This is a genomic window from Bifidobacterium asteroides (assembly GCF_009683175.1).
GTDB lineage: Bacteria > Actinomycetota > Actinomycetes > Actinomycetales > Bifidobacteriaceae > Bombiscardovia > Bombiscardovia asteroides_H.
Genome location: NZ_WKKW01000004.1, coordinates 147,486 through 169,988, shown reverse-complemented (window position 1 = coordinate 169,988; position 22,503 = coordinate 147,486). Strand labels below are relative to the sequence as shown.

Below are 22,503 nucleotides of genomic sequence, written 5' to 3'. Positions count from 1 at the left end.
CAGCTGCTCGAGAGGACCGCTTTGGCAAACGAGGTGAACGGCGAGAGGTTCTACTGCCGCAGGGCAAATCGGCGCTCAAGTAGCATGACGAGACGCATCTTTTCAAAGTTAGGTTCGACGTGGACAGGCTCGCCGAAGATCTCGACGAAGCCTTCGAGCTGCTTTCGAAAGGGGCCTCAAGGGTTGACGAGTACGGCAAGACATATTCTCCCGACCGGCTGGAGTTGAATTCCGACAAGCAAAGAAAAGACTCTTTTGTAAATGGGCCGGAATCGGGCTTTGTGTGATGATGGTCTGCTTCGGAATCTTGATGCTCGTCTATTCGGTGTTTCAGATCGGCCTCTGCTCCAAGTGGTTCCTACGATACGGGAGTCGTTGAGTTGGCTGGCTTTTGTCCAAAGCGTCAACTTATGGGCAAGCCAACCAAGACTACTCACTTCGGACACCGATGACGAAGACCCGTGACCTGCGGTTTTGAATCGCTCACAAGCCACTCGCATTTACTCACTTGCAGGCGCAGCTGCCGGCTTGTGCGCAAAATGGCATTTGAGTTTCGAAACAGGCGTTTTCAGTGTTGTCTAGCTATGAAAGACCATCTTCGATACTTTTTGGTCCAAAAACTAAAACTCAACGCCCTGCGCTTGACAAGAGTTTCGAAACTGTCCTAGCTTTTGTCCATTAAGCCGACGAAGCGTATCGTCGCGTCACTCGGTGGCACGCGCTTCGAGATGGCGCGGAAACTGGGTGTAACTGGAATGGCGGAACAGTAGAATCGCCGCTGTTAAGTGGGAGTGAGCATCTGAGCCGACAAGTCATATATCGATACGTCATATGACTTGTCGGCCCATTCGATAACCTTCTAACCACTTGAGCGCCGATAGCTAATAGAAGAGTTCAGGTGCTGCAATTCGTCGTTTACTTTTCGATGATGGCCGCGTTGATCCGGTCAACCAGCTCACGGGGATGTTCCACTCCGAGCACCAGTCGGTCATAGCGCTCATCTTTGAGTTGGATGACAATGGGACTTTCCGGTCTGGTGACATTCCAGAATGTCTTTTCCCCGTGTTCAATGTATGTGCCGGCCCATTTACCGGGAACATGAAGGCCGGGCGAACGCAGCCCCTTGGCATCATCGAGAATGCCCGGATCCTCGCTTGCACCCCGAACGTGCTCAAGCGGCACCACCAGTTTCCCCTTGAACGACCACATCTTATCCAAGCCCTGCGGTTCAATCTCCAGCGTCCGCCCGACAATTGCCACCTTGTTGTTCATGACTTGCTTCTTTCATCATCAGACTGCAACCGAATATGTGCACGCTGCAACAGCGTCTCGCCAAGGAGCTTGGCTACATCAACGGTCACAGCATTGGTATCTCCCGATCCCGAGCATGACAGCTTCGCAAGGTAATCCCTGACCAGCCCACGAACCTCAAGATCATGATCCGACAGCTCCATGAGTGCCACCAATACCAGATTGAGCACTCCTGAATCGTGCGACTCCGAATACGTTGCATCACGAAGCGCAGCCACAAACATTCCACGCTTGCTGCCGAAGGCACCGTAGAGACTGCCCCGGAGCAGACCCGTGGCCTTGACGAGAGCATCAATCGACGTACCCTCATAGCCATGTTCCAGGAAAATCTCGCGGGCATCGGCAAGCACCTCATCATCATCGAAACTTCTCCTGCGACTCATGTTCGCCAAGATAGCATTATTTGACTAAACAGTCAAGAATACTAAATGGTAGTTATTCTCATAATCATCGTTCCTTCTTTTTTTTTTTTGAAGCTGCCGGTTCTGGGAATAGTAATTCGCTGGCTAAGCTACCGGTAATGAACACAAGAATTAAGAGCCATGAAGATGGCCCCCATCCGAGCATGAAGATTGTGATAGGAGGGAGTGATAACCAGTGTAATAATTGCGAATCTCAATGACACTGCTGGCCCTGAAGGACTTTCTGTGTTCTGTTTTTTGATTGAATGAAAATATTCAGGGTTTCCAGGGAACCGATAAGGAATACGAGCACCAGCTGGGTAGTCGCGTGCATTGTTGAAAAGGCCGAAACCGCTCCGCGTCTCTTCCTGGTTTCATTCGTTATTCCTGAATTACAAGTATAGTTGGTGATGACCAACATTTTTGATGTTACGAGTCGCCAGAATTGCAATATACAGAGCATAAATCAGCTGAAACACTGCCGTATTACGGAGTCAAAACCCAGTTATGCCCAATAGCACATTGTGGACATCTTCTCTAGTTGGAACCTGTTCAATTATTGGCTTCTGCGCAGTTGTAGTGGGTTCTGGGGTGCTAGCCGTTTTAGTAACACCAACATCAGCGCCGCTGACGTGCTTGTTGGTACTGGGGCCAGTAGCTTGTGTTTTCTTTGACCGCGTATCAATCTCCTTTGGTTGATATGAATGCCAAACGGCATAGCCCTACGGTATTTGTAGAAAAACAAAAAGTCGACATAATTGTTGACGAGATAAATACTGCAGGAAAATGCGCGCGGACTCGAAGTCTTCTAAAGCGCAATCGGAGACTGCATCATTGGCTCTGAGTAATGCGTTGGCAAGGTTAGCGAAGCGGTCTAAGCCAAGTTGGACCGAGATCTTCAGCAATCCACGCAAGCGTTCTGGCAAGCACCATCAGAATCATCAAGACCAGGGTATGGCCATACTGGTGTTACACCTGGTCAGAGGGCAGGCGGCTCATTGCCACAAAGCAGCGGGGAAGACGAGAAGCATTATCCTCTTGGGACAGAAGGTAGGCCTAAACAAAAGGGCCCCAATCACAGTGAGCCGAATATATCGTCTTAGATGACTTCGAGACATATGCATATGCCAAGTTCGCTTAAATGAGGCAGATGGGCTCAAGGAATATTGCGATCGGTGTCCAGCAGACTCTTGATGCCTGTTCCATCTGTGTTGCCTTCAGTTCGGTAAGCTCGCGCTGTCATCTGGGCAAGATACACGGCTGATTTCAGACTTAGACTCGGCTCCGCACGCCTGAGTTCACGGATGAACACTACTTGATCCTTGCTGGGATCTATTCCCCTAGATGTAGCGATACTTTGAGCCCATTCCACTGCAGCAGCCATCGGGTCTTCGTAGCCAGCAAAGATCATTGTGACTTCAACCCTCGGATTGTTGTCATTCGTCAAGCTCATGGCTTTTCCTCTCAAAGTTCCTGGTGCTTATTTTCTGGCCGCTGGAGTGCTGACCACTTCAAGAATCCAACCGAGAGATTTGTATTCACAGAACTCGCCGAACCCAACGCTTCCATGAATCGCCTATGACTCAATTGTCCAGCAATTGTATAACAACATTCCGCTGCTAGTTTCACGTTGTGGCCGGCAGACTGTCACGGCCTTGGCTGCTGTCAACTCCCGAATCCTTCCGGTAATGACAATTATTAGAGATACTTCTTGTTTCGCGTCATGTCATATTGGTGCTCTTAATAGTTTGACTGGCATCAACTTTTGCTTACATGCTGTAGATTCGCCTTGAAGTCCGGGTCCCAACAAATTACTTGGTGATCGCCGGATGGCAGATTCCGTTAACTCAGTCTTGCGTAACGTCTTCGGCATGTACAATTCTTAATTATGTATATACTGCTAACAAAATATCATCTGTCGAAGTACTCAGGACCAAGATGGTTCATGGAATCTAGTTGTTTGCAGTACATGAGTGAAACGATCATTCGCCATCGCGAATGGGAAAGCGACGACAGTTCCGAGGAAGGGACCTTCACGAAGTCAAAAAGGGATACAGTGAAGGGCGGTCCAACGATTTTGATGCCAGGCATCTTATCTGCATCATTTCTGATATCGGTTTGCAATGTTGTTTTCAAGACCGTCACACTGATGAAGCGGTACTTCTCCAACATCTCCTGGAATCCCGCTTACCTGGCATTCCTCTTCCTGATCGTCCCGATCAGCCTTGTCTCCTTGTTTTGGTTTGGATGCTTGCCAGGGAAAAGCCGGCTTCAAGATTGCGTGTGCAGCAGTCTGCTAGGTGCGCCTGACCCTTGATATACCTTCGTTGTCAGGAAGCGCAAGCTGACCAATTGAGGTCCGGCTCGGACATTTCGTGTTAATTAGCAGAACAGAGGTAAATAATAATGAGCGATACCGTGGAATGGTTCAAGCAGGCCAAGTACGGCATGATGATCCACTGGGGTCTCTATTCACTCCTGGCAGGGGAGTACCAGGGGAAGTCGTCAAGCAATTACGCAGAGTGGATCCAATCCAGGCTCCAGATCCCCAACAAGGAGTACGAACGCCTGGCCCAAGCTTTCAACCCGATTTATTTCGATGCCGATGCCATAGTCGACCTGGCAAAGCGCTGTGGCATGCACTATCTGGTCGTGACCGCAAAGCATCATGACGGGTTCGCCATGTACAGGTCGCTAGTTGACCCCTACAATGTCTATGATGCGACGCCATTTCACCGGGATGTAATTGGCGAGCTGTCCCTGGCATGCCGCAAGGCTGGTCTGCGATTTGGCCTTTACTATTCTCAGGATCTGGACTGGCATGAACCTGATGGCGGCGGATACCTCTCAAATGATATCGAGACGGCGGGCACCACCTGGGACAATAGCTGGGACTTCACGGGGAAGAAGAACTACAATCGGGCCTTCAAGCACAAGATCATGCCGCAGATCGAAGAGATCATGAGCAACTACGGGGAAATATCGGTCGCCTGGTTTGACATGCCCATGACTCTCAGCGACGAGCAGAGCCAGACCATCTACGAGACGGTCAAGCGCCTGCAGCCCGACTGTCTGATCAATTCCAGACTGGGTAACGGCCGATACGACTATGTCTCGTTGGGGGACAACGAGATTCCTGAGGATTCGGATGCCAGCGCCAAGGCCTCCTCGGCGGAAGATGTCGATTACAATTCCGTCGAAGGATTCAAACCCTCAAAGCTCGGCCTTTATGAGACAGCCGGAACCATCAACGATTCCTGGGGATTCTGCTATCATGACCAGAACTGGAAGAGCCCGCAGACCATTCACGATTACAAGGCCCATCTGAACAAGTACGGCATCAACTACCTGCTCAATGTCGGTCTTGACGGCTTGGGACGCGTTCCGATGGCGGCCGAGCAGGCGCTCTTGGGAGCGCGAGCTCTGGAGGCTTGAGGAGTCGGAATTCTGCCAATTAGTGAGGGGCCCTGTCGTAAGGATGCTGATTCTGCTTTACAGAATCCCCTGCTACCTGTCTACTTCATTTTGCACAGCTTGGCGGCTTTCAAGAGCGAGCTTTTATGTTCAGCAGCTGTGAATCTAATAGGCTGTGGACGGGTTCATCTGAATGAGCATGCCCTCGATGCCCCTATTCTATTTGAATTCGACCGTGGGGTATCGTTTGATACCTCGTTTATTGCCTACAAGTCCTTGGCATGGACCATCAAGTAATCCCAGGCACGAGTGGGTAGCAGGGCATGAAGGGCAACCAGAGGTTTGGCGCCGAAGCCTAGAAGGTAACGTGGGCGGGGATGGCGTACCGTCGAGGCACGAACGATGGCCTTGGCAATGGTTGTTGGTTGGGTCAAATGCCTGCTGGAGTAGAGCCTGCGCAGTCCGGCAGCAGCACGGAAGCCTGCCTTTTGATAGGCGCTTTTGCGGGTGACCGTTTGGAGATTGTTGGCGGCGATTGCGCCCCAGTTGGTGGCAATGGCTCCGGGCTCGATCAGGACCACGTCGATGCCGAAGGGCTGCACCTCCATGCGCAGCGCGTCGCTGAAGGCTTCAAGGGCATACTTGGTGGCATGGTACCAGGCACCCATATAGGTGACCATCCGGCCTGCCATGGATGAGGTGTTGACGATTCGGCCGTGTCGGGCTCGGCGCATGGCGGGCAGTACCAGCTGAGTCAATCGGGCAAGTCCGAAGAGGTTGACCTCGAATTGTCGACGGACCTCGTCAATGGAGACCTGCTCTACCGGGCCATAGGACCCGTAGCCGGCGTTGTTGACCAGCAGATCGACCCGCTTCTCCTTCTGCAGAATTCGTGCGGTAGCCTTCTCAATGGAGGCCGAATCGGTCAGGTCCATCTGCAGGGCCGTCACCCCCTTGTCGGCCAGCGGCTTCAGTCGCTCGACTCGTCGTCCTGCCGCATATACCCGGTATCCAAGATCGGCGAGCATTCGAGCGGCTTCGTACCCGATGCCGCTGGTGGCCCCAGTGACCAGCGCTACTCGTTTCGCCATTCCCTCACCCCTTTTGACCGACATCCAGGAATTCCTTCTCTTGCCGGTCTTTGAGACAAAGTATAGGACAGTGATCTCAACGCGGAGGCCTGACAGTCAGACAAGCCAGTCTCGTGGACGGGTTTGGCGGTACGACACCACTTTGACATGGCTCTTTACCCGAATTCGTTCTTGCCGGCCATTGCTTGACGACCATTGCGAAGAGATTGAGCCCAGCATACAACCGACCAAGGCTTCGTGATGGGAGGGGATGGGGTGGAATGAGATGAGAGTTTGTGCGCGGACGCGGAGGGGGACGGGGCTATCTCGATGTGCTGGTAAAGATCACAGACTGCGATTTGCCAGCCTGCTGAATGGGTAATCCGAGGAAGACTTCCAGGGAACCTGAAGGTGTATCCGGAAAATTTCAAAATTATCTAGTCTAGCTTCATATTACCTGTCTTAAGAACGTTTTTGGATGCCAGTCGCGTCCACAAAATGGAAGAGACTGGTCAAATAATGGTCGCGTTTATAGGATTGCCGAAACTTCGCTGTACGCTTCTTAACAATGCTGATTGTAGATACCGCAGGAGGTTTCAGCATGCAGGGCACACGATTTACCTATTGGTGGCACGGATTCGATCTGTGACGCCGCGTGCCTTGTAGGAACGGTTGCATGGATCGGAACCCACCGGCCCTGCAGTCGTCGACAGCATTTCCCGTGCATCGTCACCGCATAGTCGGTAGGGCAGCACCAGCGACAATGGTTGTAGTAACCGCATGGGAAAGGACAAGCCAATGACATTGGCGGATCATATGAATGCCAGGGTCAAAGCTCTGGCGCCGAGCGACATCCTCGAATTCAACAAGGAGATCGCCGGAATAGACGGCATCGTGAAGCTGACCCTGGGGGAGCCGGACTTCTTCACTCCCGAGCACGTCAAGCAGGCGGGCATCCGGGCCATCCAGGACAACCACAGTCATTACACCGAAAGTCGCGGCATGCCCAGTCTGCGCAAGGCGGCTGCCGATTATCTTCAGACCAAGTACGGGCTGGACTACGACCCTGACACCCAGATGGTGATTACGGCCGGGGCCACCGGGGGCATCTTCTCGGGCCTCACCGCCATGATCAACCCGGGCGACACGGTCATCCTGCCCACGCCCATCTTCCCGCTCTACATCCCCATCGCCCAGCTGAGCGGAGCCAAGACCGTCTTCGTCGACACATCCGATGACGGCTTCATTCTCAAGCCGGACAAGCTGGAGGCCGCCATTGAAAACAGCGATGGTCCGGTCAAGGCCCTGGTGCTCAACTATCCGACCAATCCCACCGGAGTGACCTACGCCCGTGAGGATCTGGAGGCTCTGGCCCAGGTGGCGCGCAAGCACGGCTTCTTCGTGCTCAGCGATGAGATATACGCCGAGCTGACCTACCAAGGCACCCATGTGTCCATGGGCACTATTCTGCCTGAACAGACGGTCGTTCTTGGCGGGGTTTCCAAGTCCCATGCCATGACTGGATGGCGGGTCGGCATCGCCGCTGGCCCGGCCGACGTCATTGACCAGATCAGCAAGGTCAACGAGTTCACCATCACTTCAGTGACCACCAATGCCCAGTATGCGGCCCAGGAGGCTCTGACCAAGGGCATGAATGACACGGATCCGATGCGCGAGGCCTACCGCAAGCGGCGGGACTATCTGGTCAAGGCCCTGCCAGAGGTGGGTCTGGACGTCATCGATCCCAAGGGGGCCTTCTATATCTTCGCCCGGCTGCCCGAGGGTATGCGCGACAGCTGGAGCTTCGTCTACGACCTGGCTCGAAAGGCCAAGGTGGCGGTAATCCCCGGAGCAAGCTTCGGGCCTGGGGGAGAAGGCTACGTCCGCATCTCCTATGCTGCCTCCATGGAGGATCTGCACACCGCCGTGGAGCGGATCGGCGACTATATGCGCGCTCAAAATCTCGGCTGATCCCTCCGGCGATTCACTCGGCAATCATCACAACCATCATCTAGCAATAATCAACGAGGACAGTTACCAAGGACTAGAAAATGACCAGCATTCTCATGTATTCAGTGCGCCCCGACGAGCAGGAGGCTATTCAGGCCTGGGCGCAAGCCAATGACATTCAGGTGGACACCACCGACCACGATCTGGGGATGAAGACCGTGGACATGATCAAGGGATACGACGGCATCGTCATCCAGCAGCACGCGGCCCTGCCCGAGTCCGAGCTCTACCAGCGGCTCAAGGAGTATGGCCTCAAGCAGCTGACCCTGCGGATCACCGGCTATGACATCGTCAACCTGCAGGCCGCTCGGGAGAACGGGCTGGTCGTCACCAACGTGCCTGCCTACTCGCCCCGGTCGGTCTCCGAACTGGTCCTGGCCCAGGTCATGCGCCTGGTCCGGCATCTGGGGGAGGCCAGCGCTCGCGAGGCCAATGACGACTACACCTGGGATGGGCTTCAGGCTTACGAGATCCACAACCTGACCGTAGGGATCATCGGAGCCGGCAAGATCGGATCGGCAGTGGCCAGGATCTTCCGGGCCCTGGGCTCCACCGTCATCGCCAACGATCCGGTTCACCGCCCCGAGCTGGCAGACACCCTGGATTACGTGGACCTACCCACGCTTTTGAAGCGGGCCGACATCGTCACCGTTCATACGCCGCTTGACGAGACAACACACCATCTGATCAACGCGCAAGCCCTGGAAGCCATGAAGCCCTCGGCCTTCCTGATCAACGCCGCCCGTGGCCCCATTGTGGACACCCCGGCCCTGATCAAGGCCCTGCAGACCAAGTCCATCGCCGGTGCAGCCATCGACACCATCGAGGGGGAGGCCGGCATCTTCGAAAATGATTTGAGCGGGACCAAAGTCGACAACCAGGCCCTGGAGACCCTCAAGGCCATGCCCAATGTGGAAGTTTCACCCCACATCGGTTTCTACACCGATGCCGCCGTGACCTCCATGGTCAACATCTCCCTGAACGACGTGAAGACCATTCTGGAGGGTGGCACCAGCGAGCATCAGGTGGACTGAGTCCATGGTTTATGCGACCCGGACCGGGCGCCGACCTGCTCAGGCAGGATTGTGAGCAAAGGTGATGGTGCCCTGGTCCGGGTCCATGCTTTCCACGATGGCCAGGGACTTGAGGTTGTAGCCCTCTTTGCGCAGGGTGCGGCCGCCCTCCTGGAACCCCTTCTCCACGGCGATGCCGATGCCCTCGATGACGACCTTGGCATCATGGCAGATGTCGATCAGACCGTGCAGGGCGTTGCCCTTGGCCAGGAAGTCGTCAAGGATCAGCACGTGCTCGCCCTCCTTGAGGAAGCGCTTGGCCACGATGACGGGGTACTCACGCTGCTTGGTGAAGGAGTAGATGCGGGCCGTGTACTGGTCGCCGTCAAGGTTGATGGACTGGGTCTTCTTGGCGAAGACCACCGGCACGTCCCCGAAGTGGCGGGCGGCCAGGCAGGCGATGCCGATGCCGGATGCCTCGATGGTCAGAATCTTGTCGATCTGGTGACCGGCGAACAGGCGGGCCCATTCAGCGCCCATGTGGTCGAAGAGCCGCACGTCGCACTGATGGTTGAGGAAGGCGTCCACCTTGAGTACATTGCCAGGCTTGACCGTGCCCTGGCGGCGGATTCGCTCCTCAAGTTCCTGCATTTCATCGTCCTTGTCGTCATGAATGCGGGGCCCCTCTGGTCCCGACGGATAGACACCAAAATAACCCGGTTCTGGGACTGTTGTCCGGCCGCCCTGATCCGCCAGGTTTCACCTCCAGCGGTTTGGAGTGTCTTCCTGGCGTGTCAGCCCGTAAATCCGCGGATTCAAGGCCCTGACTGTTACAGTGAAAATTGACCGCAATGGTCACGCATCGTCACGGTGCGTTCAAGGACCTAAGGAGGACCATATGGGGATTCTGGATGATGCAAAGGATGCCATGAAGTCTGCCGGCGAGAAGATTTCCGATGTCGCTGGCGATGTAAAGGACACCGTTATGGACAAGGCATCCGATGCCAAGGACGCCGTTGCCGATAAGATGGGCGACGCCAAGGACGCTGCCCAGGACAAGATGGGCGACGCCAAGGACGCCGCCTCCGACAAGATGGACCAGGCCAAGGCCGATGCCAAGGTCGGCAAGGCCAAGGCTGAGCAGGGCGCCACCGAGGCTGTCAACAACGCCAAGGACCAAGTGCGCAACTGACTGGGTCATCTCGACTTCCCCCGACTAAATCCCGTTCGCTTTCCCTATTCTCAAGGCGGACGGGGTCTTTTATGTCTGCCGGTATGTCTGCGGCTAACCCTTGAGCCAAGATTCTATGACACCGCTTTGTGGTAGAAATGGTTGTTTGCCGGGTGTGCGCCATCCGGCCTGAGACGGTGACCGAGACCAGATGGCAAGAGGTGGCTTGTGAACGAGGAACCGGACTTGATCCAGCGCAGCGCCAAGGAGCTGCTCAAGGGGCTCAACGATCGGCAGGCTGAGGCGGTGCAATACCAGGGGCCGGCCCTGCTGATCGGGGCAGGCGCAGGCTCGGGCAAGACCAGGGTGCTGACCCGCAGAATCGCCTGGATCCTCAGCCAGTTCGGCGCTTGGCCCAGCCAGATTCTGGCCATTACCTTCACCAACAAGGCAGCATCGGAGATGCGCGAGCGTCTGCGCCGGCTGATCGGGCCCGTGGCCGACCGCATGTGGGTGTCCACCTTCCATTCGGCCTGCGTGCGCATTCTGAGGCGGGACGGCAAGGAGATCGGCCTGCGATCGGGCTTCACCATCTATGACACGGCCGATTCCGAGCGCCTGATCAAGCTAATCGGCAAGGATCTGAACATCGATCTGAAGCGCTACACCCCCAGAAACATTCTGGGCCACATATCCGACTACAAGAACAACCTGCAGGATTGGCGCACGCAGCTGCAGGAGTACGCCCCCGACTACCGGCCCGGGCAGCGCGGCCAGCAGATCACCGCCCGCTTCGGCAACGAGGAGGAGCTCTACTCCGTGGTCTACGCCGAGTACGAGCACCGGCTGGCTCAGGCCAACGCGGTTGACTTCGACGATCTGATCGTACGCACGGTCCAGTTGCTCCAGCAGTCCCCGATGGTGGCGCAGTATTACCACCATCGCTTCCGCTACGTGCTGGTGGACGAGTACCAGGACACCAACCATGCCCAGTATGTGCTTATGCGCGAGCTGGCCGGTGCCGATGCCGGCAAACAGGACCAGGCCTGGATCACCGTGGTTGGGGATTCGGACCAGTCCATCTATGCCTTCCGAGGGGCCGATATCAGCAACATCAGGGACTTCGAGAAGGACTTCCCCGGAGCCCGGACCATCCTCCTGGAGCAGAACTACCGTTCCACCCAGACCATTCTGGATGCGGCCAATGCCATCATCGTCAAGAACGAGGGGCGCAAGCCCAAGAAACTCTGGACCGCCTTGGGCAAGGGGGAGCCCATCGTGGGCTATGCAGCCGACAACGCCCAGCAGGAGGCCGCTTGGATTGCCACCGAGATTGCTCGGTTGCGCAGCGAGGAGGGCATTCCTTACTCCGACATGGCCATCATGTACCGGGCCAACGCCCAGTCCCGCGCCCTGGAGGAGGGGCTGATCAACGCCGGTCTGCCTTATCAGCTGGTGGGCGGGACCCGCTTCTACGAGCGTAAGGAAATCAAGGACGCCCTGGCCTACCTGCACGCCATCGCCAATCCCCAGGACGACGTGAACATGCGCCGGATACTCAACGTGCCCAAGCGCGGCCTGGCCGCACGTGCCGAGGCGGCGGCGACCTCCTATGCGGATCTGCATCAGGTCTCCTTCTGGCAGGGGGTGCAGCATATTGAGGAGGTGCCCGGGGCCTCCACGCTGATGGTCAAGCGGATGAAGGCCTTCAGGGATCTGATCACCTCCCTGACCGGCTTTGCAGCAGAGCACGATACCAAACCATCCCAGATTGTTGAGAAGGTTCTGGAGGAATCCGGCATGCTGGACGAGCTGCGCAAGTCGGTCGATCCGCAGGATGCCTCCCGGTTGGAGAACCTTGGCCAGCTGCAGTCCGTGGCCGCCGAGTTCGAGCAGAAGACTCCCGACGCGACGCTGGCGGGCTTCCTGGAGACCACGGCACTGGTGGCCGACTCGGACCAGCTGCCGGGCCTGGGCGACGACTCGGGCAAGGTGACGCTGATGACCCTGCACACGGCCAAGGGCCTGGAGTATCCGGTGGTCTTCCTGACCGGCATGGAGCAGGGAACCTTCCCTCACTCCCGCTGCCTGGAGGATGCCGACGAGATGCAGGAGGAGCGTCGGCTGGCCTATGTGGGCGTGACCCGTGCCAAGCGGCGTCTTTACCTGACCCGGGCGGCCGTCCGCTCCCAGTGGGGACAGGTCAATGAGATGCTGCCCAGTCAGTTCCTGGATGACATCCCTGACGAGCTGATCGACTGGAAGCGTAGGCAGGCCGGCAACGAGCGGATGCGCGCAGGCTGGGACCTGGGTGAAGACGAGGACGAATTCGGCGGCTTCGAGGATGAAAGCGACGGCCGTGCATTCGGTCATCGTTCATTCGGCGGCTTCGGCTCAGGCTTTGGCTCTTCCCGCAATGGATACGGGCGCTCGCGGACCTCCTCGCAGCGGTCGTTCGGATCATCGGGGTATGGCTCTCGCAGCTCCTCCTCCAGAAATGGAAGGGTCACGACCCGGCGGAGCACGACAAACCCGTCGTCAACCTCACACGCTGGCAGGGCCTCGGCCCAGCCCAAGTCGAACGGCCTATCCATTCAGGACTTCTCCCTGGGAGACAGGGTGGCCCACGACCAGTATGGCCTGGGCAAGGTGGTCGACATTCAGGACAAGGGGCACAACTCGGTCCTGACCGTGGACTTCGGTTCCGAGGGGACCAAGAGATTGATGCTGCGCTTGGCGCCGATCGAAAAGCTCTGAATGATCGAGACTCAGGGCCTACCCAAGGACGGGACCACAGAATCTATGCCTTCATGACTCTTGCGAGGACAGCCATTCCACGGCGAGCTGGGTGCGGTTGGCCAGGTTGGTCTTGGCCAGGATGGCGGAGATGTGATTGCGGACGGTGCCTTCGCTGAGGCAGAGCCGACTGGCGATGGCCTGGTTATCGAGGCCATCGGCCACCAGAGTGACGATTTCACATTCGCGGTCGGTCAAGGTTTGGAAGCGCCGGGGAACAGGCTTGGACGGGTCCTTTCGTGTCTGCTCCTCCTGCTTGCCAAGCGACAGATTAGCCACGGCTTCGGCTCCGAGAACCGTCTGCCCGGCCATGACGGCCTGGAGGGCCGGCACCACCGAGGCCACGTCCTGCTTGATCACATACCCCTTAGCTCCCAGGGCCAGGGCGCGGGAAATATACTCCTTGTCGGCAAAGGTGGTCAGAAAGAGCACCCGGGCAGCCGGATCCAAGGCGATGATGCGCTCCGCCGCCTCCAGGCCGTCCATGCCAGGCATCTGCACGTCAAGCAGCAGTACGTCAGGCCTGCCACCAACGGCCTGAAAACAATCCAGGGCTGACTGGCCGTCATTGGCTGTCCAGATCACGTCTGCAGTACCGGTTGCCGTCAGAATCGTCGACAGGGACGAGCAGACAATCGGATCGTCATCAGCGATAGCGACTTTCATGCCATGACCTTCCTATCCTCTCCATGCTCAGCTGCGCTGTGGTCGGACCAGGGCTCCTTGGGCAAGGATACGAAGACCTTCCATCCTTGTCGGTTGGGGCCGCTGTTGGCCGTGCCGCCCAAGGCCCTGGCCCTGGCATCCATATCGGCCAGCCCCATGCCGCGGCTGTCAGGCTGCGATTGCTGAGACCCGCCGTCGTCCTGCACCACCATCTGCCAGAAGGCCGGGAGGTCGCGCAGAATGACCTGTGCCGACCTGGCTGAGGAATGGCGGACCGTATTGGTAAGGGCCTCGCGAACAATGGTGGCCAGGCAACGGCACACTGGTGCAGGCGCTGTCTCGATGCCGTTGCTCAGATCGACCTTCAGCCGCCCCATAGAAGCCTCGGAGCTGGCATCCTCCATCTGGGATGCGAAGTCGGTGCCCTCATCCTCCAAGTCATGCACCGAACGACGGATTGTGGTCATGGCCTCGTCCAAGGTCTTGCCGACATCATCCAGTATCTGCTCGGTACTCTGATCGCCCCTGCTCTGCGCAACCACCCGGCCAGCCTGGATTTGCATGATTGCTCGGGTGAGCAGGTGGCCCACATTGTCATGAATATCCCGAGCGATCCGGGTCCGCTCGGATAAGTGCGCCATTCGGGTCGCCTGGGCCCGCTCCTCGTCCAGGTCGTTGATGCGGCCGTGCAGTTGGCGAATCCGGTAGCGCTCGGTGTCTTCAATCCGCCATTCACGACCCTTAGCCACGGCCAAGTGCGCACATGCCAGTCCGCCGCCTTGCGTCAGTGCTGATGTCAACAAAGCAAGCAGCGCATAGCCTTGGGTGAGGCCTCTGAACAGTATGAGGTCAGTGATGGCAGGTATCAGCCAAAAGAATGCAGGCAGCAAGGCCAAGAGCTGCCTGAGGGAGGCCAGCACAGAGTCCTTGGCCTGGGTGTCTTTCATGTCGGCTGATCCGGTAGCTGGAACCATGGTTCCGAGTCCAACTCCCGCCTCGAAGGCCAGAGCCGGCAAGAAGAAAACCCAGACAGGTATGAACATTGCCAAAAGCGACACCAGAGCGCCGCCCCACATGGAACCTGGCGCCGGCAGCAGCCATTCACACAGGGCCCCTGCGGCTAGAGAGGCCAGGAGGCCGGCGATCAGGGTTGCTGAAACCTCTGAACCATACCATGATCCGCATAAGGTCCCCAAAGCAAGCAGGACCAGCCAACCAGCTATCCTGCCCATGAATGTCTCCTCGCCCTGTTGTCCTACTGTCTCAAATAATAATTGCCGGGCTACCCCTTCCTGCGCCTATCCGCATGCGGGAGTACCCATGACAAATGTCATAGGTCTGATTCGACCATCCACAATATTGATGACGGCTGTCACGGTGTTGGGCCAGCCATAGCTGGGATGATGGAATCATGAACAGTTCACGTGAGCAAGAGCCGGCCTTGCAGGTCAGAGCATTGGTGAAGCGCTACGGTGACATGGTGGCCTTGGACCACTTCGACATGGAAGTCGGTCGTGGTGAGGTATTCGGACTGCTTGGCCCCAATGGTTCAGGCAAGTCAACCGCCATCAACTGCATCCTGGCCCTGCTCAGCTATGAATCGGGGACGGTTCGGATATTCGGGCAGGAGATGACCCCGACCTCCTACGACCTTAAAAGCCATATCGGCGTGGTTCCACAGAATGTGGCCGTCTTCAACGAACTGAGCGTGCAGGAGAACATCGACTATTTCTGCTCCCTCTATGTGCCCAGGAAGGCCGACCGCAAGGAGCTGGTCGAGCAGGCCATCGACTTCGTGGGGCTGGGCGACTTCCGTAGGTTCCGTCCGGGCAAGCTGTCGGGCGGTCTGCTGCGCAGGCTCAACATCGCCTGCGGCATCGCCCATCAGCCGGACCTCATCTTCTTCGACGAGCCCACCGTCGCCGTTGACCCCCAGAGCCGCAACGCCATCCTGGAGGGCATCGAACGGCTGAACGCCCAGGGGGCCACCGTGGTTTACACCAGCCATTACATGGAGGAGGTGGAGCAGATCTGCACGCGCATCATGATCATGGACCACGGCCGACAGATCGCCCTGGGGACTGCCGAGGAGCTCAAGGGCATGGTCCAGGCCGGCGAGCAGGTCACCGTCGAGACCCTGGACCTGCAGGAGTCCACCCTGGCCAAGATCCGCGCCCTGCCTCTGACCCAGTCCGTCGACTATGACGGCAAGGAGCTGGTCATCCACTGCCGGCAGGGCGAGCACAACCTGCAGGATGTGCTGACGGTCCTGGAATCCACCCAGACCAGCTACGGCCACCTGACCAGCCGTCCGCCATCCCTGAACGACGTGTTTCTGGAACTGACCGGCAAGGAACTGCGCGACTGAGCGCGGTCCCAAGCTCAATTGCCGTAAAGGAGCACCTATCCATGTGGAACTCATTTCTGATCAACGTCAAGACCTCGATACGCAACACCTCCTCCCTCTTCTGGGTACTGGCATTTCCAGTCATATTGGCCGCTCTGATGCTGGGCATCATGGGCAACCTGCAAGACGGTTACACTGCCGAGGCACAGCATTTCGCCATCGTCTCGGACGCCAACTGGAAAGCCAGCCCAGGTGCTGACGAGCTCGTTTCCTCACTATCGAAGAAACCCAAGGCCGGGTCCGATGACACTCAGCTGCTTATCCCGACGACGGTGGCTTCCAAGGCCGAAGCGGACACACGTCTGGATGGCCGGAAGGACATCGGCTACCTGTACGCGGGTCCTGACGGACTGGTCAACATGGTCCTGTCGGACCGCGAAGCTGCCAGCATCCAATCCGACTCAACCGCCTCCGAAGGCATCGCGGTCTCCATTCTGTCCGCCTCGCTGGTCAGCTTTAACCAGGCCAACTCCGCAAGGTCCACCCTGGCCTCGCCGAATATCCGAATACTGGTGCAGTCCGGCGGACAGACCTATACCAAGCAAATCCGCCTGACGCACATCCACCCTTCAATGACTGCACCCTACTTCTTCGCCGTGCTCGCCATGGCCTGCCTTATCGGTGCCAGCACCGCAGCCGAGATGATTGCCAGGACCCAGCCCAACCTTTCCGCCCTGGGAGCCCGACGGGCCAGTTCTCCCAGCCCCAAGCGGCGGCAGGCAGCGGGTGCCTTCCTGGCCTCCTGGCTCTTCTCCGCAGTCAGCCTCCTGGTCGCCTACATCTTCGTCCGCACAGTCTGCGGCGTGCAGACCGGCGGTCGCGACCCGATAGCCCTCATAGCCATCGCAGTGGGCACCTTTATGGCGACCGCTTTCGGCTCTATGATGGGCGCCATTCCCAAACTTTCCACCGAAACGAAGGTTGGCCTGGTAATAGCGATCGACTGCACGTTGAGTGCCTTTATCGGCCTCTATGGCAGCCTGGCTATGGACCTCAACAATGCCATCCAGGAGCACTCTCCGATCCTTCACTTGCTCAACCCCGTCAAGCAGGTCTCCAACCTCTTCTACGACATCGTCTACTACGACAGCCTGGCACCCTTCGCCCGCACCTGCGGCATCCTGGCCATCATGGCTGCCGTCTTCCTGTCCATCTGCGGTCTGCTCCTAAGGAAACAACGGTATGAATACTTGTAAAACAGCACTGCGCATCATCTGGGCGCATAAGTTCTACCTCCTCCTGTATCTGGTGGGCATGAGCCTGATCATGATTGTCATCGGTTCCACGAACGTGCAGGCCGCGGTACGTGCCAACGCCTCAAGCTCGATTGGTCGCTTTGAACCCGCACGTGCGAAGGTGGTCGTCATCAATAGGGATAGCGGTAACCAGGCTGGTTGCGAGCTGGGCCAGGGTCTGAAGAAGTATCTGGGCAAATCGGCCCAATTGGTGACAGTCGAAGATAAGACCCAGGCCCTGCAGGACGCCAATGTATCGGGTAAAAGCGATTTGACCGTCATCATCCCAGCCGGATATGGACAACGGTTCCTTGAGACGCTTGAAGACACTGCTGCCCAAGCTCGCAGCGGCGGCAAGACGACTGCTTTCCCTAAGGTTGAAACGGCTGCCTCCTACAATTCCAGCCGTGGCAGTCTGGCACAATTGCAGGTGGACAGTTATTTTGATGCTATTCGTACTGCTCTGCTGAGCGGTCTGGGCCAAAACGGTTCGACGGATCTGCACTCGCCGGCTGCGGTCAAGGATGCGGCTGCCTATGCAGTAGCCCACTATGCCGGCAGCCAGCCACATGTGGGCATCCATGCCAGCCCAAAGAATGATGATGGAGCCCTGTTGAAAGGCTTCGCCACGACAGTCGGCCTGGCTGCCTTTCCCTTGATGACAGCGCTGACGGTCTGCGTAGCCACACTCTTCGGAGCCTTCAGTTCTCCAGACCGACATCGACGCCTTCTTGCCTCTCCGATCCGGTCCAGCAGCCTGAATGGACAGGAGCTCACGGCAGCCCTCATTGTGGCAGGTGTCTCATGGGCATATTACGTGGCACTCGTTGCCTTCAGTATGGCGGCATCGGGGGTGTCCTTGGCTTCGCTTGGCTGGGGGAGGGTGCTGCTGAGCTTTTTCGTCATGCTGATTTTCGCTGTATCGGCGGCATCTTTTGGATTCATGCTTTCTCAGTTCAATCCTTCTTCTTCGCTCATAAACTCCGTCGGGGTCACCTTCGGGCTGGTGGTTATGTTCACCTCCGGATCGAGTTCCGGCGGCCCCCTGCCTCCGGTCATGCAGACCATCGGCAAATTGACACCGGGCTGGTGGTACAACACTGCAGTCCAATCAATAATGGATTCAAGCACAACAGGTTTGGCCTCCTGGGGCCTTCCACTGACTGTGGTTGCCTTGTTCGCTCTGGCTTATGCCTGTGTCGGTCTCATGGTCTCCCGCCTTACACGCACCCGGGCCACCCTGGTCGCTCCTGTCAGTTCCGACCCCAGCATGATCGGATGATGCCAGACTCGTGGACCATCGCGAATGCCTTCGTCTTGCCGATCATTCCTCCGGTCTCATGGCCAGCCTGGCCGCCAGGCATGTCAGCAACGTCACGATGACCACCCCAGTGATGATCTGGGTCATGGGGCAGTGGTCGATCAGCGGGCCGAAGGCGGCCTGTCCCAGTGGAATCGCGCACATGCATAGACTGTTGGTTAGCCCTATTACTTTGCCTATCAGCATTGCAGGGGTATGAATCTGCTCATAGGACATGGAAGTGATGTTGACCGTCTGCACTATCCCCGCAGCCAGAGCCATGCACCCGGCTACCAGGGCGAAGAGGGCATATGTAGGCAAATGCAAAAGCAGTCCTGCGGCAATAGGCAGGAGGACCAGGGCGCTGCCCGAGAGCAGCAAGGGTATCCGTTGCAGATAGAACCAGCTAGGACGGATGGACACCAAGATGGCTCCAAGCAGGCTCCCGCAGGCCAGTATTCCTTCGGCTAGCCCCTGCATGGCATTGCTCAGACCCAGCGTGCGAGTGACCATATATGGCAGGGCCACGTTGATGTAGGAGGCAAAGATCAGGTTGGCCGCCAGGCTGAGCCCTATGACCACTTTGAGGTTGCCATGTCTGACCAGAAACTGTGCAGCGGCTTTGGTGTCCTCGGCCAGATGGCTCACCAGTGCTCCTGGGCCTTGTGAGGGGCCCTGCGCTGGTTCGGGAATCCTGACGGCGATTTTGATCCAGACGGCAGAAAGAAGACAGACCAAGGCGGCAACCCCGACCACTTGCATGATTCCGAAGAATCCCATGACCATGCCGGCCAATATTGGTCCGATCATTCCTACCAGGGAGATCGCCTGGGAAACCAGGGCTGATGCACGGGTCAGGTCTTTTCTGTCCACCAGACAGTGAAGGGCTGCCTGCACCGTTGGGCTGTAACAGGCTCTGTAGGCATTAAACAGCATCATGCAGGCCACGGTCAAAAAAACCGGGTCAATCTTGCGGCTTATCAGGATGTACAAGAAGGCGGTCAATGCCGACAGAATGTCCAGGACCGCCATGGTGGACTGCTTGTGCAGCCGGTCGGCCAGAGCTCCGCCCAGGGGGGTCAGGAGTATGGATGGAAGGACCGCCAGAGCAGAGACCATGCCATAGAGGGATGCCGATCCTGAGATGTTGAGCAGGTGAAGCGGAAGGGCGAAGACCAAGCATGTTTGCCCTAGATTGGAGAGAATCTCAGTCGTCAGAAGAGCAATGAACGGCAGTGTCAGCAGCCCCTTGCCTTTGGAGTGGTCCATGCTTGAGGTTTGGTCGTGAGCGGGCGGGTTCATCTGCTGCCTTCGCTTTCAGTCTTTTCCTTGTTGTTGCCCTTGGCATTGGTGCCGAAGGAGGCCAGTAGATCGGAGAATCCCTGGTCCTGCAGGGGGATGCCCAAGCTTTGCATGATCGTGAAGAAACAGGCGGCTCTGGTGCGCAGTTCTGCCTTCGTGCCCCGGCGAAAGAAGGGCAGCAGCCACATGTTGGCCAGTAGGCGGAGGATCTCTGCGGCTTGTTCGATGTGTTCCACATGCAGTGAGCCGTCCTGGTTGCCCTGTGTGATCAGGTCGACAAAGTCGTCCCGCTCGTCCACCACGGCGGTGAATTCCATGCCGATCATCTTGGGATTAGCTTTTGGATTGAATTTGCGGAACATCAGATCCGCGGCCTCCAGTCTCTTTCGCGCTCGCTCAGGGGAGAAGAGCGACTGCAGCTGCTCCAAAGCCGTGCCTTGCTTCGACCGGGTTTGGGCTTTGCCGGACGTCTCGCTCATGGTGTTCATCAACCTATTGGCCACGGCGTCGAAGAGGTCTTCCTTGGACCGGAAGTGATGGTAGACGGCTCCCTTGCTCAAGCCTGCGGTCACATCGATGATGTCCTGCATGCTGGTTTTGTCGTAGCCCTGGCTGGTGAAGAGCTCAGTGGCGGCTTTGATGATCCGCTCCTGCGTCAGCTCGGGGTGTGCGTTGCGGGCCATGGTCGTCCTCCTTTCAGGTCGCTGAGTTGAATCGTCATTGATCGGTTGGGGGAGTCTTCATGCCTTGGATCAATTACATACCGACCGTTGGTATGAATATATCACAACATACGCTCTGCTGTAGGTCGCGCTCATGTGGTTTAATAAACACTTGGTTTGCACATTTGTGCGCGAACCTATCTGGAGTCTCAGCCCATCAATGGGTCGGCGGCCGCAAGGTCGTTCGTGCTTGGCACGGTGAAGCATTGGAGAGGCCTGACTCGACGGTTTCGGCCGTCTTCGTTCAGATAACGACAGAAGCAAGTAAGGATTGCATCAATGACTAACATTCAGCGTGCGCGTCGCCAGGTTCGCCTGTCCCGCGCTCTGGGCATCGCCCTGACCCCCAAGGCCCAACGCCTGTTCGAGAAGCGCCCCTATGGCCCCGGCGAGCACGGACGCAGCCGCCGTCGCACCGAGTCCGACTACGCCGTCCGTCTGCGTGAGAAGCAGAGGCTGCGCGCCCAGTACGGCGTCTCCGAGAAGCAACTGCGTGCCGCCTATGAGCGGGGCACCCATGAGTCCGGCCAGACCGGTGCCGCCATGCTTCGCGAGCTGGAGTGCCGCCTGGACAACCTGGTCCTGCGCGCCGGCATCGCCCGCACCACCGCCCAGGCCCGCCAGTACGTGGTTCACCGCCACATCCTGGTCGACGGCAACATCGTGGACCGCCCCTCCTACAGGGTCAAGCCCGGCCAGACCATCCAGGTCAAGCCCAAGAGCCAGACCATGGTCCCCTTCCAGATCGCCGCCGAAGGCGTCCACCGGGATGTGCTACCCGCAGTCCCCGGCTACCTGGACGTGGACCTGGCCTCCCTGAAGGCCAGCCTGGTCCGCAAGCCCGAGCCGGAGGAGATCCCGGTTCAGATCAACATCCAGTACGTGGTCGAGTTCTACGCTCGCTGACCACTAGGAACTTCCACTAGTAACTTTGAGGCCCCGGTCCGTCCGGGGCCTTTTGCATGTCAGGATCTGCCGAGCCTGCTGGGGCATGGGTGGGATAATAGGGGCATGTTGCTCCATCTGTATGCCGTCCGCCATGGGCAGACCTATTTCAACCGCTACAACCGTCTTCAAGGCTGGTCCAACTCGCCGCTGACTGCATCGGGGCTGGAGGATGCCGACCGTGCGGGCCATAAATTGAGCAAGGTGAACTTTGCTGCCGCCTACTGCTCGGACACCACCCGCGCCCAGGAGACAGTCCGCAGAATCCTGGACCGGAACCAGTCGGAAAAGAAGCCTGAGCCGGTCAGCGACAGCCACTTCCGCGAGCAGTTCTACGGCTACTTCGAGGGGCAGGACATGGCCATGGCCTGGTGGGCTGCAGGCGCGCCCCATGGAGCCGGCACCTACCAGCAGATTGTGGACCAGTTCGGTCTGTCCGCCACCAGGGACTTCCTCAAGGAGGCCGACCCCTTTGGAGATGCCGAGTCCGACAGCGAGTACTGGACTCGGGTTGCCGGAGGATTCGCCCTGATCGCCGCCGACCCGCATCTGAAGAATGGCGACCGCGTCCTGCTGATCTCGCACGGCAACACCCTGCTCAGTCTGGTCAACCGCTTCGGCGGGGGCAGATATGACACCAGCAGCCGCCCAAGCAATGGAAGCGTCACCATATTCGACTTCGATACGGAGGCCCCTTTTGAGCGCGCCCTGCGGGTTCGGTCCTTCAATCAATGAACCGG

General features: G+C 57.8%; 21 protein-coding genes. 12 read left to right on the top strand and 9 right to left on the bottom strand.

Annotated elements, in window-relative coordinates; genetic code table 11:
* Positions 1–119 precede the first annotated feature (119 nt).
* Complete coding sequence (locus GKC41_RS06955; RefSeq protein ID WP_154313561.1) at positions 120–287, top strand: hypothetical protein; 168 nt, start codon at positions 120–122, stop codon at positions 285–287.
* Positions 288–915: 628 nt separating this feature from the next.
* On the opposite strand, the gene GKC41_RS06950 is transcribed toward GKC41_RS06955, so the two are convergent.
* The 3 genes from GKC41_RS06950 to GKC41_RS06940 all read right to left on the bottom strand — a co-directional run bounded on the left by GKC41_RS06950 (position 916) and on the right by GKC41_RS06940 (position 3,165).
* On the bottom strand, positions 916–1,272 hold the full coding sequence (locus GKC41_RS06950; protein WP_154313560.1) for a hypothetical protein: 357 nt from the start codon (positions 1,270–1,272) through the stop codon (positions 916–918).
* Positions 1,269–1,694: a TetR/AcrR family transcriptional regulator gene (locus tag GKC41_RS06945; protein WP_154313580.1), complete on the bottom strand. Its 426-nt coding sequence runs from the start codon at positions 1,692–1,694 to the stop codon at positions 1,269–1,271. Before GKC41_RS06945 ends, GKC41_RS06950 begins: the two co-directional genes overlap by 4 nt.
* A gap of 1,174 nt (positions 1,695–2,868) precedes the next feature.
* Complete coding sequence (locus GKC41_RS06940; protein ID WP_154313559.1) at positions 2,869–3,165, bottom strand: hypothetical protein; 297 nt, start codon at positions 3,163–3,165, stop codon at positions 2,869–2,871.
* Positions 3,166–3,681: 516 nt separating this feature from the next.
* Here GKC41_RS06940 and GKC41_RS06935 point away from each other — a divergent pair.
* Positions 3,682–4,029 (top strand): hypothetical protein, encoded by a 348-nt coding sequence (locus GKC41_RS06935; RefSeq protein ID WP_154313558.1) that lies wholly within the window; start codon positions 3,682–3,684, stop codon positions 4,027–4,029.
* A gap of 89 nt (positions 4,030–4,118) precedes the next feature.
* A complete protein-coding gene (locus GKC41_RS06930) occupies positions 4,119–5,147 on the top strand; it encodes an alpha-L-fucosidase (RefSeq protein ID WP_154313557.1) in 1,029 nt (342 codons plus the stop codon).
* A 245-nt stretch (positions 5,148–5,392) separates the two neighbouring features.
* Here GKC41_RS06930 and GKC41_RS06925 read toward each other — a convergent pair whose 3' ends face one another.
* Positions 5,393–6,217, bottom strand: a complete 825-nt coding sequence (locus GKC41_RS06925) for an oxidoreductase (RefSeq protein ID WP_154313556.1) — start codon at positions 6,215–6,217, stop codon at positions 5,393–5,395.
* Between the two features lie 777 nt (positions 6,218–6,994).
* On the opposite strand from GKC41_RS06925, the gene GKC41_RS06920 reads away from it, so the two are divergent.
* Both GKC41_RS06920 and GKC41_RS06915 read left to right on the top strand, forming a co-directional pair.
* Complete coding sequence (locus GKC41_RS06920; RefSeq protein ID WP_154313555.1) at positions 6,995–8,167, top strand: aminotransferase class I/II-fold pyridoxal phosphate-dependent enzyme; 1,173 nt, start codon at positions 6,995–6,997, stop codon at positions 8,165–8,167.
* 80 nt (positions 8,168–8,247) lie between these two features.
* Positions 8,248–9,240 (top strand): D-2-hydroxyacid dehydrogenase, encoded by a 993-nt coding sequence (locus tag GKC41_RS06915; RefSeq protein WP_154313554.1) that lies wholly within the window; start codon positions 8,248–8,250, stop codon positions 9,238–9,240.
* Between the two features lie 39 nt (positions 9,241–9,279).
* On the opposite strand, the gene GKC41_RS06910 is transcribed toward GKC41_RS06915, so the two are convergent.
* Positions 9,280–9,870, bottom strand: a complete 591-nt coding sequence (locus tag GKC41_RS06910; RefSeq protein WP_015021927.1) for a xanthine phosphoribosyltransferase — start codon at positions 9,868–9,870, stop codon at positions 9,280–9,282.
* Positions 9,871–10,117: 247 nt separating this feature from the next.
* Here GKC41_RS06910 and GKC41_RS06905 point away from each other — a divergent pair, with 247 nt between their 5' ends.
* Positions 10,118–10,411: a hypothetical protein gene (locus GKC41_RS06905; protein WP_045924523.1), complete on the top strand. Its 294-nt coding sequence runs from the start codon at positions 10,118–10,120 to the stop codon at positions 10,409–10,411.
* Between the two features lie 207 nt (positions 10,412–10,618).
* Positions 10,619–13,147, top strand: a complete 2,529-nt coding sequence (locus GKC41_RS06900; RefSeq protein WP_324612085.1) for a UvrD-helicase domain-containing protein — start codon at positions 10,619–10,621, stop codon at positions 13,145–13,147.
* Between the two features lie 51 nt (positions 13,148–13,198).
* Here GKC41_RS06900 and GKC41_RS06895 read toward each other — a convergent pair whose 3' ends face one another.
* Together GKC41_RS06895 and GKC41_RS06890 are read right to left on the bottom strand one after the other, a co-directional pair.
* Positions 13,199–13,852, bottom strand: coding sequence for a response regulator transcription factor (locus GKC41_RS06895; protein WP_154313553.1), 654 nt, complete (start codon positions 13,850–13,852; stop codon positions 13,199–13,201).
* Positions 13,849–15,084, bottom strand: coding sequence for a sensor histidine kinase (locus GKC41_RS06890; RefSeq protein WP_154313552.1), 1,236 nt, complete (start codon positions 15,082–15,084; stop codon positions 13,849–13,851). Before GKC41_RS06890 ends, GKC41_RS06895 begins: the two co-directional genes overlap by 4 nt.
* 179 nt (positions 15,085–15,263) lie before the next feature.
* Between GKC41_RS06890 and GKC41_RS06885 the strand changes: the two genes are divergently transcribed.
* From GKC41_RS06885 to GKC41_RS06875, 3 genes are read left to right on the top strand one after another with little or no spacing between them, the layout of a single operon-like run.
* Positions 15,264–16,220 (top strand): ABC transporter ATP-binding protein, encoded by a 957-nt coding sequence (locus tag GKC41_RS06885; protein WP_154313551.1) that lies wholly within the window; start codon positions 15,264–15,266, stop codon positions 16,218–16,220.
* 41 nt (positions 16,221–16,261) lie between these two features.
* Positions 16,262–17,455: an ABC transporter permease gene (locus GKC41_RS06880; protein WP_154313550.1), complete on the top strand. Its 1,194-nt coding sequence runs from the start codon at positions 16,262–16,264 to the stop codon at positions 17,453–17,455.
* The gene (locus tag GKC41_RS06875; protein ID WP_154313549.1) at positions 17,442–18,776 is read left to right on the top strand and encodes an ABC transporter permease; all 1,335 of its coding nucleotides are present in this window, start codon (positions 17,442–17,444) and stop codon (positions 18,774–18,776) included. The genes GKC41_RS06880 and GKC41_RS06875 overlap by 14 nt, the downstream gene beginning before the upstream one ends.
* Positions 18,777–18,818: 42 nt before the next feature.
* Here GKC41_RS06875 and GKC41_RS06870 read toward each other — a convergent pair whose 3' ends face one another.
* Together GKC41_RS06870 and GKC41_RS06865 are read right to left on the bottom strand one after the other, a co-directional pair.
* On the bottom strand, positions 18,819–20,096 hold the full coding sequence (locus GKC41_RS06870; RefSeq protein ID WP_154313548.1) for an MFS transporter: 1,278 nt from the start codon (positions 20,094–20,096) through the stop codon (positions 18,819–18,821).
* On the bottom strand, positions 20,093–20,779 hold the full coding sequence (locus tag GKC41_RS06865; RefSeq protein ID WP_154313547.1) for a TetR/AcrR family transcriptional regulator: 687 nt from the start codon (positions 20,777–20,779) through the stop codon (positions 20,093–20,095). Before GKC41_RS06865 ends, GKC41_RS06870 begins: the two co-directional genes overlap by 4 nt.
* Before the next feature lie 318 nt (positions 20,780–21,097).
* Here GKC41_RS06865 and rpsD point away from each other — a divergent pair, with 318 nt between their 5' ends.
* Together rpsD and GKC41_RS06855 are read left to right on the top strand one after the other, a co-directional pair.
* Positions 21,098–21,724, top strand: a complete 627-nt coding sequence (gene rpsD / locus GKC41_RS06860) for a 30S ribosomal protein S4 (protein WP_015021916.1) — start codon at positions 21,098–21,100, stop codon at positions 21,722–21,724.
* A gap of 105 nt (positions 21,725–21,829) precedes the next feature.
* Positions 21,830–22,498: a histidine phosphatase family protein gene (locus GKC41_RS06855; RefSeq protein ID WP_154313546.1), complete on the top strand. Its 669-nt coding sequence runs from the start codon at positions 21,830–21,832 to the stop codon at positions 22,496–22,498.
* The last annotated feature ends 5 nt before the right edge of the window (positions 22,499–22,503 follow it).

Excerpts from the sequence above, each read along its gene's own strand:
- GKC41_RS06950 (WP_154313560.1), bottom strand. The coding sequence starts at position 1,272 with ATGAACAACAAGGTGGCAATTGTCGGGCGGACGCTGGAGATTGAACCG.
- GKC41_RS06945 (WP_154313580.1), bottom strand. The coding sequence starts at position 1,694 with ATGAGTCGCAGGAGAAGTTTCGATGATGATGAGGTGCTTGCCGATGCC.
- GKC41_RS06940 (WP_154313559.1), bottom strand. The coding sequence starts at position 3,165 with ATGAGCTTGACGAATGACAACAATCCGAGGGTTGAAGTCACAATGATC.
- GKC41_RS06935 (WP_154313558.1), top strand. The coding sequence starts at position 3,682 with ATGAGTGAAACGATCATTCGCCATCGCGAATGGGAAAGCGACGACAGT.
- GKC41_RS06930 (WP_154313557.1), top strand. The coding sequence starts at position 4,119 with ATGAGCGATACCGTGGAATGGTTCAAGCAGGCCAAGTACGGCATGATG.
- GKC41_RS06925 (WP_154313556.1), bottom strand. The coding sequence starts at position 6,217 with ATGGCGAAACGAGTAGCGCTGGTCACTGGGGCCACCAGCGGCATCGGG.
- GKC41_RS06920 (WP_154313555.1), top strand. The coding sequence starts at position 6,995 with ATGACATTGGCGGATCATATGAATGCCAGGGTCAAAGCTCTGGCGCCG.
- GKC41_RS06915 (WP_154313554.1), top strand. The coding sequence starts at position 8,248 with ATGACCAGCATTCTCATGTATTCAGTGCGCCCCGACGAGCAGGAGGCT.
- GKC41_RS06910 (WP_015021927.1), bottom strand. The coding sequence starts at position 9,870 with ATGCAGGAACTTGAGGAGCGAATCCGCCGCCAGGGCACGGTCAAGCCT.
- GKC41_RS06905 (WP_045924523.1), top strand. The coding sequence starts at position 10,118 with ATGGGGATTCTGGATGATGCAAAGGATGCCATGAAGTCTGCCGGCGAG.
- GKC41_RS06895 (WP_154313553.1), bottom strand. The coding sequence starts at position 13,852 with ATGAAAGTCGCTATCGCTGATGACGATCCGATTGTCTGCTCGTCCCTG.
- GKC41_RS06890 (WP_154313552.1), bottom strand. The coding sequence starts at position 15,084 with ATGGGCAGGATAGCTGGTTGGCTGGTCCTGCTTGCTTTGGGGACCTTA.
- GKC41_RS06885 (WP_154313551.1), top strand. The coding sequence starts at position 15,264 with ATGAACAGTTCACGTGAGCAAGAGCCGGCCTTGCAGGTCAGAGCATTG.
- GKC41_RS06880 (WP_154313550.1), top strand. The coding sequence starts at position 16,262 with ATGTGGAACTCATTTCTGATCAACGTCAAGACCTCGATACGCAACACC.
- GKC41_RS06875 (WP_154313549.1), top strand. The coding sequence starts at position 17,442 with ATGAATACTTGTAAAACAGCACTGCGCATCATCTGGGCGCATAAGTTC.
- GKC41_RS06870 (WP_154313548.1), bottom strand. The coding sequence starts at position 20,096 with ATGAACCCGCCCGCTCACGACCAAACCTCAAGCATGGACCACTCCAAA.
- GKC41_RS06865 (WP_154313547.1), bottom strand. The coding sequence starts at position 20,779 with ATGGCCCGCAACGCACACCCCGAGCTGACGCAGGAGCGGATCATCAAA.
- rpsD (WP_015021916.1), top strand. The coding sequence starts at position 21,098 with ATGACTAACATTCAGCGTGCGCGTCGCCAGGTTCGCCTGTCCCGCGCT.
- GKC41_RS06855 (WP_154313546.1), top strand. The coding sequence starts at position 21,830 with ATGTTGCTCCATCTGTATGCCGTCCGCCATGGGCAGACCTATTTCAAC.